This window comes from Parvibaculum sp. (assembly GCF_040882025.1).
Classification (GTDB): domain Bacteria; phylum Pseudomonadota; class Alphaproteobacteria; order Parvibaculales; family Parvibaculaceae; genus Parvibaculum.
The window spans coordinates 13696-29405 of record NZ_JBBECC010000095.1; the positions used below are offsets into that span (position 1 = coordinate 13696).

The following is a 15710-nucleotide window of genomic DNA, read 5'->3' on the forward strand; positions in this document are numbered from 1 at the left end:
CTCAGCGCGCGCCGGGCCGGTAACTCTCCGCGATGTGGTCTTTCAGGTCTTCCTCCTCGAAGCGCACGGGCTTTGTCTGCATGGCGGCAAACGGCGGCGCCTGGTCGGAATAATGCGGCGAGCTTTCATCCAGCGTCGCGGTACCGAACTGGTGAATGCTTTCCGAGGTCAGTCGTCCCTGACGGTCCCATTCCACGAACATGATCAACGTGTCGCCGCCTCGGGCTGTCAGCGTGCCGTCTTCCTGCAACGCGCCATAAATTGCGCGCAACGTATCCGGTCCGCCATCGACCGCGATATCGACGCTGCCGCGTCTCAACCTGTTGACATCGCCCCACAAAGGATCAAGGCGGCCGTGATGCGTTTTCAGCGCGGCGATGGCATCGCGCAGTGAATCGAGTGCAGCCGGCGGTTCGCGGCCCAACAGGCCGGCACGTACCACCGGTTCGGCCATCAGGACGCCGAGCGACGCGCCGCGACTTTCCGTGTCGGTCACACGGTTCCATTTGGCGAGAATGCGCTGCGCCTCGGCAAGGTCGGTATCGTCGCCGGGCTCAACCTGCAGCACCTCTTCGATCAGCTTTGCCATGCGGGAACCGTCGCTGTACCGGAGATCGTATTTGTAAGTCCGGAATTCCTCGCTCGTGATCGAACGGTCGGCGCCCCAGGTTTCTTCGGCACGCATCGCCCGGTTGGTCATGTCCGTTTGGATGCCCATAGACGCCGGAAAATTCTCCGCCGTCAGATTGTCGTTGGCAGCGGTTGCGCGAAAGGGTGTGTTGTTGGCGTTGTAGAGATAACCCGAATTGGGATTGAAAAGTTTCGGCACGGCCTCGAACGGCAGATAGCCCTGCCAGATCAGGCGTGAATCGTCGCCCGGCAAAACGCCCGACCAGTCGGGGCCTTCCTCGCGTGCCGGAAACTGCGCGTTATAGACATAGGCGATGTTTCCCTGCCGGTCGGCATAGACATAGTTGATGCTGGGCAGCGCCTGCAGCTTCATCGCCTCGATCCACTCGCCGAGTTGGGTGGCCTTGTTGAGCGCGTAATATTGTTCGACCTGCCGGATTTCGCCCATCCCTGCGTAACGCACGGCATAGGTGCCGTTCTCGGTCTTCAGGACCGGCCCATGTTCGGAAAAGAGGACGTCGCGTTTGGCGGTCCACCAGAAGGGCCCCCATAAATCGACGCGAATTTTCGCGACCTGCTTTTCGAAGTCGCGCCAGTCGCCGTCAAGCAGATACTGGTCTTCGTTATCCGGGTTGATCGTCAACGCATAGACGTCGATGAGGTCCGGTTCGTTGACGGTGTTGGCCCAGCCAAGATGTCGATTGTGCCCGTGCAGCATGAAAGGCGTGCCGGGAAAAAACCCACCCGCCACATGCCAGCCTTCCTCGCTGCGCACGACCGCTTCCCACCAGGCGACCGGCCCCGTGAACGGCTGATGCGAATTGACAAGAAGCCGCGTCGCACCGTCCGCCGCGCGCGCTGGACTGACAACGACGGCGTTGGAGCCGATCGGGAGCGGTGTTCGCGTCGGCAGGAACGCATCGACCCCTTCCTTGGAGAGGCCGCCCGCCTTGCCGATCCGTCCTTCGAAAATTGCCGTCAGCGTCTTGTCGAGCCCGTAGAAAAACGGCGTCTTGAATGCGAATCCGGCGACCACATCCTTGCCGGTCAGCGGCAGAAATCCCGGCGTCACCAGATCCGGATTAAGCGCTGCGTAGTAATTGACACCGTCGGCATAGGCCTCCACCACGCGCCGGACCTCCGGGCTGAGCTCGCTCTCATAGCGCGCCTCGATCGATTCCCACACGCGCATCAGATGAACGAGATAGTCGCTGACGGCAGCCTGCTGGCCCTTGACCGAAGCGAGCTGTCCGCGCGTTGCGATCGCGACTTCCTCGATCGTCGCGTAATCGTCCTCTGCATGGGCGAATCCGATGCCGAAGGCTGCATCGGCGTCCGTCTTGCCCAGGATATGCGGCACACCCCAATCGTCGCGGCGAATGACCGCGTCATAATCGGCGGCGCTTGCGATCAGCGGCGCCGGGTCGACCGGAGCGGGCTTCTCGACGGCGCCCCGGACCAGAATGGCAGCCAGTACCGCCATTGAGAAGCCGATGAGACCCAGTCCCCCTGTCTTGACGATCCGCAACACCGGCTCCCCCATTTCTTGATTTTCCGCTTCGCGCCGGAGACTACCTGCCGGGCCGCGATCCGCAAAGCCGCCCGGCACCGTTCGCCTGCGTCCCTGCGCCGCTTTTGCGCCCCGTCCGCAGCCTCTATACAAGGGGCACCCTGCAGCAACCTAGACGAAAGACCTTTCCTTGGCATTTTCCGGCGACATTCCGCTCTTCGTTGCGCTTGCCGTTCTTGCTGGCGTTGTCGTGACGTTGCTGCTCCGCCCCTTGCGGGCCACGGGCGCGCGCACCGATATCGGTGAGAGCGAAGTGGCGCTCTATCGCGACCAGCTTGCCGAAATCGGCCGCGATGTCGATCGCGGCGTGATTGGCGAGGCCGAGGCTGAAGCCGCGCGTATCGAGGTTTCGCGCCGCTTGCTGGCCGCGGACGACGCGCGGCAACGGGCAGTACGAGAGAATTCGGCCGCCAATCCGCGCTGGCGCAAGGGCATGGCGGTGGCGATCGCGCTGGGCGTACCGCTCGTCGCGCTCGCCGTCTATTTGCAGTCCGGCTCGCCGGGCCTCCCCGATCGGCCCCTGGCACCGCGCCTCGCGGTTTCGGCAGACCAGCTACCGGTCGAAGCGCTGGTGATCCGCATCGAGCGGCGCCTGAAGGCGCAGCCTGACGACCTGCGGGGCTGGGAGCTGATCGCGCCGACCTATCTGCGGCTTGGCCGCTACGATGACGCGGCAGGGGCATGGACGCGCGCGATGATCCTCGACGGTGCGACAGCGGAACGGCTGGCCGCGCGCGGCGAGGCTCGTGTCCTCGCGGCGGACGGCCGCGTGACGGGAGGCGCGAAGGCGGATTTCGAGAAGGCGGAGGCGCTCGATCCGGCAGAGCCTCGCGCCCAGTATTTTCTCGGTCTTGCCGACTATGACGAGGGCCGCAGCGATGCGGCGCTTGTACGCTGGAAGGCAATGCTGGCCGATGCACCCGAAGATGCCGCATGGGCCCCGGCGGTGCGGGCCCGGATAAAGGCCATCGAGGGTAAAACAGCGAAAGAGTAATCTCCGGCCTCATGAGCCTGAGCTAGCATGGTCGCCGACTCGCGCGAGCGGCGCGAGCGGCGCGTTCGGGCGAAAGAGGGGGATCATGCTGACCGAGCTTCAGAAACAGACAGCCAAGGCTATCGTCAATATTTTCGAGACGGGACGGGCGCGAGGCGACTATGGCCGCGTGACGTTGCTGGCCGGCGACAGTGGGCATCTGACCTACGGCATGGCGCAAACGACGCTCGGCAGTGGTAATCTCCACCTGCTGATCAAGGCTTACTGCACAGCACCCGGCGCAGCCTATGCCGCCGCCCTGAACCCCTATCTTCAGCGTCTCGCCGACATCGATCTGCGGCTTGACAATGACCTGACGCTTCGTGGTCTGCTGAAGGAGGCCGGCGCCGATCCCGCGATGCAGGAAGCGCAGGACGGTTTCTTCGACCGTGTATTCTGGCGCCCCACCGTCGAAGCGGCATCGCGGCTTGGTCTGGCCGAGGCGCTCTCCCTGGCGGTCATCTATGACAGCATGATCCATGGTTCCTGGAACCCCACGCGCGATCGCGCGCTGGCAACGGCAGGCCAGCCCTCGAAAGTTGGCGAGCGCTCATGGATTGCCGCCTATGTGAAGGAGCGGCGGAACTGGCTTGCGAAGCACCCGAATGCGCTACTTGGCAAGACCGTTTACCGCATGGACGCGTTCGATACGTTGATCGGTGCGAAGAACTGGCAACTCGCCCTGCCGCTCGCGGTTCGCGGCGTCAGGATCGACCGGACGGTTTTCGACTACCGGCCGCCGGTGCCCGTCTCGGCGATCGATGCCGCGACGCGCAATCTGCTTCTGACGACGCCTCATATGACCGGTGCCGATGTTCGCGCGCTGGAAGAAGCGCTGGTAAAAGACCGCTATGCAATCAATGTCGACGGCGTGTTCGACGAAGGGCTCGAAGCCGCGCTGAAATCCTTCCAGAAAGAACATGGATTGATCGCCGATGGCATCGCGGGACCGGCAACCCGGACAATATTGGGGTTTTGAGCCGTCGTGCCGGACAGAAAACCCTTTTACCGCGACCATTTAGCGATTTGATCGGGCATGACGGCCCGGCTATATCTGGGCCCGCCAAGAGCCTCGCAACCGGGACACAAGGAACCGCCATGACGCGCAAACAGCGCCGCGCCATCTTTATCGCCGTCGGCCTCGCCATTCTGGCGCTGGCGGTCGGGCTGGTGCTCTACGCGGTGCGCGACAGCATCGTCTTTTTCTACAGCCCGAGCGACGTCGTTGAACGCCAAATTGCGCCGGGCCAGCGCATCCGCCTCGGTGGCCTTGTGGAAACAGGCTCGGTCGAAACGCTCGCCGACGCCGGCGCGCGCTTCAACGTCACCGACATGGTCGAAACGATCACGGTTTCGTATCGCGGCATCCTCCCCGATCTCTTCCGCGAAGGGCAGGGCGTCGTCGCCGAAGGCGTGTTGCTCGAAGATGGAAGCTTCGCCGCCGATGCGGTTCTGGCCAAGCACGATGAAACCTATATGCCGCCCGAAGTCGTCGACGCGCTGAAGCGCAGCGGCAACTGGCAGGGCGAGGGCGCCGAAGCCTCTCACGCCGAGACCTATGGGCAGGGCAGTTACCCATGATCGTCGAGCCATGATTATCGAAATTGGCCATTTCGCGCTGGTGCTGGCGCTTGCGGTCGCGGTCGCGCAGACGGCTGTGCCCATGCTGGGCGCGCATCGCCGTGACGCCGCCCTGATGGCGGTCGCGGGATCGGCGGCGCTGCTGCAGCTTGCGCTGGTGCTGATCGCTTTCGCGGCGCTGACATGGGCTTTTCTCGTTTCCGATTTCTCGCTGAAACTCGCTTACGACAATTCGCATTCGGCAAAGCCGCTGATCTACAAGATCTCCGGCGTCTGGGGGAACCACGAAGGCTCGATGGTGCTCTGGGTGCTGATCCTCGCACTGTTCGGCGCGATGGTGGCGCTGTTCGGCCGCAACCTGCCCGACACATTGCGCGCCCGCGTTTTGTCGGTGCAGGCCTCGATCGCGGTCGCCTTCCTTCTCTTCATTGTCTTCACGTCCAATCCTTTCATCCGCCTCGATCCGGCACCCTTCGAGGGCACCGGCCTCAACCCGCTGCTGCAGGATCGGGCGCTCGCCTTTCACCCGCCCTGGCTTTATGCCGGTTATGTCGGCTACTCGATGACATTCTCTTTCGCCGTTGCAGCGCTGATCGAAGGCCGTGTCGATGCGAGCTGGGCGCGATGGGTTCGGCCCTGGGCGCTGGCTGCATGGTTGTCTCTGACCATCGGCATCGCCATGGGTTCGTGGTGGGCCTATTACACGCTCGGCTGGGGCGGCTTCTGGTTCTGGGATCCGGTTGAAAACGCGTCGCTGATGCCATGGATCGTCGGCACGGCGCTGCTGCATTCGGCCATCGTCGCCGAAAAACGCGGCGCGCTGAAAAGCTGGACGCTGCTGCTCGCCATCATCGCCTTTTCGTTGTCGTTGCTCGGAACGTTTCTCGTGCGCTCCGGCGTGCTGACCTCGGTTCACGCCTTCGCCGTCGATCCCGCACGCGGCATTTTCATTCTCGGCATTCTGATCTTCTTCGTCGGCGGTTCGCTGGCGCTTTATGCCTGGCGCGCACCGTTGCTGAAAGGCGGTGGCATCTTCGCGCCGGTCAGCCGCGAAGGCGCTTTGCTGGTCAACAATCTGCTGCTGGCGGCGGCGACCGCGGCCGTGTTTTTCGGCACACTCTATCCGCTGCTGCTCGATGCGCTCGACGGACCCAAGATCACGGTGGGACCTACATTCTTCAATCTGACTTTCGTGCCGATTTTTGTCGTGCTCTTGCTGCTGGTTCCGTTCGGTCCTTTCCTGGGATGGAAACGTGCCGATATTCAGGGCGCGGCCCAACGGCTGATGGTCGCGGCCGGTCTCGCCTTTGTCGCGATGTTGTTCGCCTACAGTCTCATGTGGGAGGGGCCGTGGCTCGCGCCGCTCGGACTGGCGCTGGCGGTCTGGCTGATTGCGGGCGCCGTTTCGGAAATCGCCTGGCGCATTAATCTCTTTTCGCGGCCACTCGCCGAGAGCCTTTCTCGCGCTCGCCGTCTGCCGCGCGCCGCATGGGGCATGGCGTTGGCGCATGGCGGTCTTGGAATTGCGGTGGCCGGCATTGTCGGTGTCACGGCATGGCGCGCCGAAACCATTGTCGCACTCGCGCCGGGCGAGAGCGCTGAACTGGCCGGATACACATTGACGCTCGAAACGGTCGGCATGCGCGACGGCCCGAACTTCGAGGCAACGACCGGCGTCATTCGGATCGATCGCGGCGACCGTTTTGTTACGCGGTTGATATCGGAGAAGCGCCGCTTCCCGGCGGAGCGTCAGGAGAAAACCGAAGCCGGCATTCATACAACATGGCTCTCCGACGTCTATGTCGTATTGGGCGATGTGGCGGGCGAGGGAAAATGGGTCGTCCGCGCCTACCGCAACGCGCTTGCGCCCTGGATATGGATTGGCGGCATGATCATGGCATTGGGCGGCGCCGTATCGTTGACCGACAGGCGTTTGCGCGTCGGCGCGCCGGTGAGCGCAAAGACCCATGCGGGCGCGCAGCCCGCCGCGGCGGAGTAGAGTCATGCGCGCGGCCGTTGCAGCGCTCCTGCTTCTCCTCGCGTTTGCCGCGCCGGGTTTTGCCGCGCTCGATCCGGCGGAAATGCTCGACGACCCCGTCGAAGAGGCCCGCGCCCGCGCGATATCGAAGGAACTGCGCTGTCTCGTTTGTCAGAACCAGTCGATCGACGATTCCGACGCCGCGCTCGCGCGCGATCTTCGCGCCGTGGTGCGTGACCGTATCCGCGCCGGCGATACGGACGCCGAGGTGTTCGAGTTTATCGTCGCGCGCTATGGCCAGTTCGTTCTGATGACGCCCCCCTTCACGCCGGCGACATGGTTGCTTTGGTTGGCTCCGGGCCTCGTGCTCGTCATCGGCGGCGGCATCGCGCTGCTCGTCTTGCGCCGGGCGCGGGGCCGCGGGAACCTTGGCCTTTCGGCGGACGAGGAGGCGCGGCTGGCTGCACTTGTTAAACCCGAGGCGTCCAACAAATCCGAATAGACGCTGCCATTTTTTCGCCTTACAGATTTGTAATGATCCAGACATGAATTGGTAAGGATCAGGACACAATGCTGATCCTCAAAGAACCCGCCCCTTGATGGCGGACCGCATCGACAGGAGATCATCGCGATGACGATTGGCGGAACGAGATACCTTGCCTCCATGACATTCGGCGCTCTGGCCTTGGCGTTCGCAGCCGTCGGCGTGCAGGCCCAGCCGCTCGACACCCGTTCGGCGGCGCCGGCCGCCGACGCACTCGAGCGTCTGCCGAGTTTCGCCGATCTGGTCGAAAAGGTGAGCCCTGCCGTGGTCAGCATCCGTGTTGCCGAAGAGCGCCCCATTCGCGCGCCGGCTGGTGTTCCCGACTTGCCATTCCCGCCCGGTAGCCCCTTCGAGCGCTTCTTCCGTGACCTGCAGCCGCAGGATCCGGGTGCCGCACCGCGCGGCCGTCCGGCGACCGCGCTGGGCTCCGGATTCGTCATTTCGGCCGACGGTTATATCGTCACCAACAACCACGTCGTCGGCGACGGCAAGGACATCACGGTGGTGCGCACGGACGGAACGGAGATGCCGGCAAAGTTGATTGGCCGCGATCCCAAGACGGATCTGGCGCTGGTCAAGGTCGAAAGCAAATCCGATATGCCCTATGTCGCGTTCGGCGACTCCGACACCGTTCGTGTCGGCGATTGGGTGCTGGCTGTTGGCAATCCCTTCGGTCTCGGTGGCACGGTCACGACTGGCATCGTATCGGCGCGCGGCCGCGAAATCGGCGCCGGCCCCTATGACGATTTCATCCAGATCGACGCCTCGATCAACCGCGGCAACTCGGGCGGTCCGACCTTCGACGTGAGAGGCAATGTGATCGGTGTCAACACGGCGATCTTTTCGCCGACCGGCGGCAGCGTCGGCATCGGCTTCGCCATTCCCTCGTCCATCGCCTCTAAGGTGATTGCCGATCTGAAGGAAAGCGGCAAGGTGACCCGCGGCTGGCTCGGCGTTACGATCCAGCAGGTCGATCCGGAAATGGCGGCCTCCCTTGCGCTGGACAAGCCGCAAGGCGCGCTGGTGGCGCAGGTTGCCGATGACAGTCCGGCAAAAAAGTCCGGCGTTCAGACCGGTGATGTCATTCTCAATGTCGACGGCAAGGACATGGAAGATGTACGCGCGGTGAGCCGTACCGTTGCCGAACTGAAACCCGACACGCGTTCGAAGATCGTCGTCTGGCGTGACGGCAAGCGCCGCACGCTGAACGCGAATATCGGTACTTTCCCCGACACGGTGGATGTCGCGGCCGCGACGCCGGACGAGGCGCCCTCCGCCGGCGCCACGACGAGCCTCGGTCTTGCCTTGACCCAGACGCCGGACGGCGTGGTGGTGCAGAGCGTCGACCCCGCCAGCGACGCCGCCGAAAAGGGCGTGCGCCCCGGCGACGTGATCGTGAAAGTCTCCGGCAAGGATGTAAAAAAGCCCGGCGATGTCGTGGCTGGTGTGGAAGAGGCGAACAAGGCCGACAAGAGTTCGGTGCTGCTGCTTTTGCGCAGCGAGGAAACGCAGCGCTTCGTGGCGCTGTCGTTGAGCAAGTCGTAACAGGTCTCGCGCGGCACCGCGGCAGGACGGCTCGTCTCGCCCGGTTTCCATCATGGTCGTCTCGACAGCTGGGAGTTGGACCGAACGATGCGCATTCTGGTGATCGAGGACGATCTGGAAGCCGCCGCCTATGTGGTGAAGGGCCTGCGGGAAAGCGGTCACATCGTCGACCATGCGGCGGATGGCGAGGAAGGTCTGACGCTGGCCTTTTCAAGCACCTTCGATGTCATGGTCGTCGACCGGATGCTGCCGAAGCGCGATGGTTTGAGCGTCGTCGAGACGTTGCGGAACGAGAGTGTGCGAACGCCGGTGTTGTTCCTCTCCGCGCTCGGCGAGGTGGACGACCGCATCAAGGGCCTGAAAGCCGGCGGCGACGACTACCTGACCAAACCCTATGCCTTCGCCGAGCTGCTTGCCCGTATCGAGGTGCTGGTGCGCCGCTCCAATCCCGACCAGGTCCGCACCCGGCTCCAGGTCGGCAATCTCGAAATCGACCTGCTCGCCCGCAAGGTCATCCGCGAGGGCCAGGAAATCGACCTCCAGCCCCGCGAATTCCGCCTGCTCGAATATCTGATGAAACATGCCGGTCAGGTCGTCACGCGGACCATGTTGCTGGAGAACGTCTGGGAGTATCATTTCGATCCGCAGACAAACGTGATCGATGTGCATATCTCGCGGCTGAGAGCCAAGATCGACAAGAATTTCGAACAGCCGCTCTTGCATACCGTTCGGGGAGCCGGATACTCGCTACGTGCCGCTGACTAATCTCCTCAAGACCTCGACCTTTCGGCTCGCGGTCATCTATCTGGCGTTGTTTGCCGCTTCGGCGATCACGCTTCTGGCCTATGTCTATTGGAACACCGCGGGCTTTCTGGCCCGCCAGACCGACGAGGCCGTGGAGGCGGAAATCACCGGCCTCGCCGAGCAATACCGGCAGGGCGGGCTGCCGCTCCTTGTCCACACGGTGATCCAGCGCTCGCGTGATCCCGGCCAGAGCCTCTATCTCGTGCTCGATCCGGCCGGCCGCGTTCTGGCCGGCACGCTCGACGCACGCCCCGCCGTCGAGCCCGGCGCCGACGGCTGGTTCGACTTCAACTACAATCGCAAGACGCTCGACGGCGCGGAAGTGAAGGCTGCGCGCGCCCGCGCGTTTTTTCTGCAGGAGGGCTACTATCTGCTGGTCGGCCGCGATGTGCAGGAACGGCGCGAGATCGAGAGCCTCATCACCAATGCGCTGATCTGGGCGATCGGCATGACGGTGGCGTTGGGCCTGGCCGGCGGTCTCTTCATGAGCCGCAACATGCTGGCCCGCGTCGATGACATCAACCGCTCCAGCCGCGACATCATGGAGGGCGATCTCTCGCAGCGCCTGCCCATTGCCGGCACCGGCGACGAACTCGACCAGCTCGGCCGCAACCTCAACGCGATGCTCGACCAGATCGAGGCGCTGATGACCGGCATGCGGCAGGTCACCGACAATATCGCTCACGACCTTCGCAGCCCGCTCAACCGCCTGCGCAATCGCCTCGAAGTGACGCTGATGCAGGAAGCCTCGCCCGCCGACTATCGTCATGCGCTCGAACGAACCATCGCCGAGGCCGATAACCTGCTGGGCACGTTCAACGCGCTGCTGATGATCGCGCGCGCGGAAGCCGGCTCCGTGCGCGAAGCGATGACCTGGGTCGATCTTGCCGCGATCGTCAACGACGCCGCCGAACTCTACGAGCCGGTGGCGGAGCAAAGCGGTCTGACATTGCATGTCGAGGTGCAGGAGGGCCTGCAGATTCGCGGCAATCGCGAACTGCTTTCCCAGGCGACGGCCAATCTGCTCGACAACGCCGTCAAGCACGGACAGCCGCAGACGCCCGATGCGGATGGCAGTATCACCGTCTCCGCCATGGCCGATCCGGCGCGGCCCGGCCGCGGCGTCATCCTCGCCGTTTCCGACCACGGTGTCGGCATCCCGGCCGGTGAGCGGCAGCATGTGCTTGAGCGCTTCGTGCGGCTCGAGGCAAGCCGCAACACGCCGGGTAGCGGGCTCGGCCTCAGTCTCGTTGCCGCCGTGGCGCGGCTGCATGGCGGGCAGATCGAACTGGAAGACAACGATCCGGGTCTCAAGGTCAGCCTGCATCTGCCGGTCTCCGGCCGCTGACGAGGGAACGGAGGAACGGCACGTGACAACGGAAAGCGGCGCGAGAACGTTGCGCGATTGGGCGGCCAGGGCGCCGCAGCCGCACGACCGGGCCCGCGCGGCGCGCGAGATCGAAGACCTCGAAGCCTCGGCCGCCGCGCTCGAAGGCGATGCCGGCAGGGAGATGGCGGCGCTGCTCGCCGACGCCGATATTCGCCATCTGCTGGCCGCGATCCACGGCAATTCGCCCTATCTGACGCGCGTCCTGCGCCGCCATCCGGACTGGCTGCCGCGTCTGCTCGCAAGCGCGCCGCAGGCCGCGCTGGACGATCTCCTGTCCCGTCTGCGCGCAACGCCCGCCGCCGCGGCGGCGCAGGCCGACATCATGGCCGCCTTGCGCACCGCCAGGGCCGAGGCGGCGTTGCTGATCGCGATCGCCGACCTCTGCGGCGCCTGGGAACTGGACGAGGTAACGGGCGCGCTGTCCGCCTTCGCCGACGCCGCCGTCAACGCCGCCATCGACTGGCTTCTCGTCAATGCGGCCCGGCGCGGACAGGTCCTGCGCGCGCCGGAGGAAATGTCGGCGCGCGGCTCCGGCCTTGCCATTCTCGCCATGGGAAAATACGGCGCCCGCGAACTCAATTATTCCAGCGACATCGATCTCGTTGTCTTCTATGAGCCGGGGCAGCTGCCGTTGAAGCCGGGCCTCGAGGACGGCGACTTCTTCGTCCGCCTGACCAAGGACCTCGTCAAGCTGCTGCAGGAACGCACCGAGGACGGCTATGTCTTCCGCACCGATCTGCGCCTGCGCCCTGATCCGGGCGGCACGCCGGTCGCGGTCTCGCTGCCGGCCGCCGAAGTCTATTATGAAAGCCGCGGCCAGAACTGGGAGCGCGCCGCCTTCATCAAGGCCCGCGCGGTGGCCGGCGACGTGGAGGCGGGCGAACGTTTCCTGAAAATCCTGACGCCCTATATCTGGCGCAAGAATCTCGACTATGCCGCCATCGACGACATTCACTCGATGAAGCGCCAGATCCACGCCGTCGGCGGCCATGGTGTCGTCACCGTTGCCGGCCACAACATCAAGCTCGGCCGCGGCGGCATCCGCGAGATCGAGTTTTTCGTCCAGACGCAGCAATTGATCGCCGGCGGGCGCGACCGCGAGCTGCGCGGCAGGCAGACCTGCGCCATGCTCGACGAACTGGCGCGCAAGCAATGGATCGCGCCCGAAGCGGCTGCCGAGCTGAAGGAAGCCTATCGCTTTCTGCGCAAGCTCGAACATCGCCTGCAGATGATCGACGACGAGCAGACCCACACATTGCCGAAAAACGACGAGGGCCTCGACCATGTCGCCTGCTTCACGGGCTTTGCCGACCGCGCCGCCTTCGCCGAAGAGCTGACGAAGCGGCTGCGCTGCGTGCAGGGCCATTACGCGAAACTCTTCGAGACGGCGCCGCCCCTGGGCGAGGAGGGCGGCAGCCTCGTTTTCACCGGCACCGAGGACGATCCCGAAACGCTCGACACGCTGCGCGGTCTGGGCTTTGCGAAAGCCTCGGAAATGTCGGAGGCCATTCGCGGCTGGCATTCGGGGCGCTTCCCGGCGACGCGCACGCCGCGCTCGCGCGAATTGCTGACAAGCCTGATGCCGGCGCTCTTGCGCGCCCTCTCGCGCACCTCGAGCCCCGACAAGGCCTTTGCGCGTTTCGACACGTTCCTGACCGGCCTGCCGGCCGGTGTCCAGCTTTTCTCGATGCTCTATTCCAATCCGAGCCTGCTCGATCTGCTGGCCGGCATTTGCGGCACCGCGCCGCGTCTGGCGCGCTATCTGAGCCAGAACCCGCGCGTGCTCGAAGCGGTCGTCGATCCCGACTTCTTCAAGGTCCTTCCCGGTCCGGACGATCTGCATCGCAGCCTCGCCGACGCGCTGCGTCACGCGGTCGACTATCAGGACACGCTCGATTTCGTCCGCGTCTGGGCGCGCGAATACCGCTTCCGTCTCGGCGTCCGCGTGCTCACCGGCAGCGCCGATGCCGAGGAAGCGGGGCCGGCTTATGCGGCGCTCGCGGCCGAGCTGGTGGCGGTCCTCGCGCCCGTCGCCGAAACGAGAGTGGCCGAAAAACACGGGCGCATGCCCGGCGGCCGCTTCTGCGTCGTCGCCATGGGCAAGCTCGGCAGCGAGGAGATGAGCGCGAGTTCGGATCTCGATCTCATCGTCATCTACGATCTCGACGATCCGGACGCGATGTCGGACGGCGAACGCCCGCTCTATGTGGCGCAATATTATGCCCGCGTCTGCCAGCAATTGATCGGCGCGCTGACGGCGCCGACGGCGGAAGGCAAGCTCTACGAAGTCGATATGCGCCTGCGCCCGTCCGGCAATGCGGGGCCCATCGCAACCGCCTTCGACAGTTTCGCGAGCTACCAGCAGACCGAAGCCTGGACCTGGGAGCACATGGCGCTCGCGCGGGCCCGCCCGGTTGCGGGCCCCGCCGATCTGCGCGCGCGAATTGACGAAGCCGTCGGCGCGGTGCTGCGTCGGCCGCGCGACCGCGCGAAAATCGCCACCGACGTCGCCGACATGCGCGCCCGCATCGCGAAGGAACGGGTCAGCACAAACCCCTGGGAGCTGAAGCATGTGCGCGGCGGGCTGGTCGACATCGAATTCATCTGCCAGTACCTGCAACTCGTGCACGGGGCCGGCCATCCCGAAATCCTGCAACCCCACACGCGCACTTCGCTGTCGCGCATCGCCGCTGCCGGCCTCTTGCCGGCCGACATCGCCGACATGCTGGTCGCCGCTATCGAACTCAATCACAATCTGACGCAGGTCATCCGCATCTGCGTCGAAGGCGTCTTCAAGCCGGAGGAAGCGACGCCCGGCCTCAAGTCGCTGCTGGCGCGCGTCGGCGGCGCGCCGGACTTCACCGCTCTCGAAGCCGAACTTTTCGAGAGCCAGGCCCGTGTGCGCGAAGCATTCGATGCTATCGTCGTCGCGGCGGCGGGCGCACCGGCTGGCTGACGAATTGCAGTGCGCTCATGCTGGCCGGGACGAAGGGCGCGTTAATCCTGTTTCATGGTTTACGCGCCGAAGGCAAGGAAATCCCGGGCATACATGGTTAACCGGCCGGCGATAGGACTTGTCGCCCGGCGACGTTCGTCATCGGAACGTGTCAATGCGGCACGTTTCGGGTAGGTAGAACCTGAGGCGGACGGAGCGCATGTGGAGTAATGGCGCATGGAGCGTCACGATGCGATCGTCATAGGCGCCGGCCTCAACGGCCTGACCGCCGCCGCGTGTCTGGCGCGCGCCGGTCTCGGCGTTCTGGTGCTCGACCGCAACGCGGCGCCGGGCGGCCTCGCGGCGTCCCACGAAATCGCACCGGGCTTTCATCTGCCGCGCTATGTGCTGGGCGCCGGCGGCTTGCCCGCCCGCCTCGTCGCCGATCTCGGCCTTGCCGCTCACGGCCTGCGTTTCATCCGCGCCGAGGGCGGCGTCACGCTTTTCCCCGATGGCCGGTATCACGCCAGCTATCGCGACGGCGCTGTTCATCGCCGCGAGATCGCGCGCTTTTCGCGCCGCGACGCCGACGCATGGATGCGTTATCGCCGCGACATGCTGCGCGCCGCCCGCGCGCTGATGCCGCTGCTCGAAGGCGATGTCGGATTGCCGGCGGCGCGCGGCTTTGCGGCGCTGCGCGCGCGGCTCGGTCTTGCCGGCCGGATTGCGGCGATGGACACGGACGAATGTCACGATGCATCGCGCCTGTGGACGTTCTCGGCCGCTGAATTTCTCGATTCATACTTCGAGTCCGACCTTGTGAAGGCGCATCTTGCCGCCGCCGCGATGATGGGCGGCACGCTCGGGCCCCTGTCGCCCGGCAGCGCCAGCCGCCTGTTGACGCCCTGGCTCGCCGCCGGCGGCGATGCGTATGGCGGCGCTCCCGACATTCTGCTGCCGCATGGTGGTCCGGCGGCGCTGACGGCAGCGCTTGTCGCCGTCATCGAAGCGCATGGCGGCCGCCTGCGCATGGAAGCCGAAGTGACCGACATATTGCTGAAGGATCGCAGGGCGCGCGGCGTTGTGCTGGCCAATGGCGAGGAAATTCCGGCAGGCGTCATTCTGTCCGGGCTCGATCTGAAGCGCAGCTTCCTCAGCCTCTTTCAATGGAAGGATCTGCCGGCAGGCCTTGTCGGCCGCGTCGGCCGCTTCCGCATGAAAGGCGCGACGGCCAAGGTCAATCTGGCGCTCGACGGCGCGCTTGAATTTCCGGCCTTGCCCGACGGCTGTCCGGCGCTTGCGGGCGGCTTGCGGCTCGCGGGTTCGGTCGCGGACATGCAGCACGCCTTCGACGATTGGCGTGCGCATATGCCGCCCCGCAACCCGCCGGTCGAGGTTCTGATCCCCTCGCTCTCCGACGCGACGCTGGCGCCGCCCGGCTGCCATGTACTTTCGGCGCTGGTGCAATATGTGCCCGATGCCCTGCATGACGGCGCCTGGACCACCGGGCGGCGCGAGGCGCTGGGCGATCTCGTCATGGCGCGGCTGGAGGCGGCAAGTCCCGGTCTCGCCGGCCGCATCGTCGCGCGGGAAGTGCTGCTTGCCGCCGATCTCGAAAACGATATCGGCCTGACGGCGGGCGACATCGCGCATGGCGAAACGACGCTCGACCAGATGTTCGTCAATCGTCCCCTGGCCGG

Annotated in this window: 11 protein-coding genes; 10 read left to right on the forward strand and 1 reads right to left on the reverse strand. The window is 65.1% G+C overall.

The features are described 5' to 3' along the window. Position 1 precedes the first annotated feature (1 nt). Entirely contained in the window at positions 2 to 2173 is a 2172-nt protein-coding gene (locus WEB61_RS06790) for an acylase (RefSeq protein ID WP_368063576.1), read from the reverse strand. A gap of 157 nt (positions 2174 to 2330) precedes the next feature. On the opposite strand from WEB61_RS06790, the gene ccmI reads away from it, so the two are divergent. The 10 genes from ccmI to WEB61_RS06840 all read left to right on the forward strand — a co-directional run. Next, entirely contained in the window at positions 2331 to 3194 is an 864-nt protein-coding gene (gene ccmI, locus WEB61_RS06795) for a c-type cytochrome biogenesis protein CcmI (RefSeq protein WP_368063577.1), read from the forward strand. A gap of 85 nt (positions 3195 to 3279) precedes the next feature. Then, positions 3280 to 4212 (forward strand): chitosanase, encoded by a 933-nt coding sequence (locus WEB61_RS06800; RefSeq protein WP_368063578.1) that lies wholly within the window; start codon positions 3280 to 3282, stop codon positions 4210 to 4212. 119 nt (positions 4213 to 4331) lie between these two features. Then, positions 4332 to 4814: a cytochrome c maturation protein CcmE gene (gene ccmE / locus WEB61_RS06805; protein ID WP_368063579.1), complete on the forward strand. Its 483-nt coding sequence runs from the start codon at positions 4332 to 4334 to the stop codon at positions 4812 to 4814. Positions 4815 to 4824: 10 nt separating this feature from the next. Continuing rightward, positions 4825 to 6813 (forward strand): heme lyase CcmF/NrfE family subunit, encoded by a 1989-nt coding sequence (locus tag WEB61_RS06810; RefSeq protein ID WP_368063580.1) that lies wholly within the window; start codon positions 4825 to 4827, stop codon positions 6811 to 6813. A gap of 4 nt (positions 6814 to 6817) precedes the next feature. Then, positions 6818 to 7294, forward strand: coding sequence for a cytochrome c-type biogenesis protein (locus tag WEB61_RS06815; protein ID WP_368063581.1), 477 nt, complete (start codon positions 6818 to 6820; stop codon positions 7292 to 7294). 129 nt (positions 7295 to 7423) lie between these two features. Beyond that, positions 7424 to 8881 (forward strand): Do family serine endopeptidase, encoded by a 1458-nt coding sequence (locus tag WEB61_RS06820; protein ID WP_368063582.1) that lies wholly within the window; start codon positions 7424 to 7426, stop codon positions 8879 to 8881. An 87-nt stretch (positions 8882 to 8968) separates the two neighbouring features. Beyond that, the gene (locus WEB61_RS06825) at positions 8969 to 9646 is read left to right on the forward strand and encodes a response regulator transcription factor (RefSeq protein WP_368063583.1); all 678 of its coding nucleotides are present in this window, start codon (positions 8969 to 8971) and stop codon (positions 9644 to 9646) included. Beyond that, on the forward strand, positions 9633 to 11033 hold the full coding sequence (locus tag WEB61_RS06830; protein WP_368063584.1) for an ATP-binding protein: 1401 nt from the start codon (positions 9633 to 9635) through the stop codon (positions 11031 to 11033). Before WEB61_RS06825 ends, WEB61_RS06830 begins: the two co-directional genes overlap by 14 nt. A gap of 22 nt (positions 11034 to 11055) precedes the next feature. Continuing rightward, entirely contained in the window at positions 11056 to 14031 is a 2976-nt protein-coding gene (locus WEB61_RS06835; protein ID WP_368063585.1) for a bifunctional [glutamine synthetase] adenylyltransferase/[glutamine synthetase]-adenylyl-L-tyrosine phosphorylase, read from the forward strand. 216 nt (positions 14032 to 14247) lie between these two features. Beyond that, a partial coding sequence (locus tag WEB61_RS06840) for a phytoene desaturase family protein (RefSeq protein ID WP_368063586.1) occupies positions 14248 to 15710 on the forward strand: 1463 nt, incomplete at its 3' end.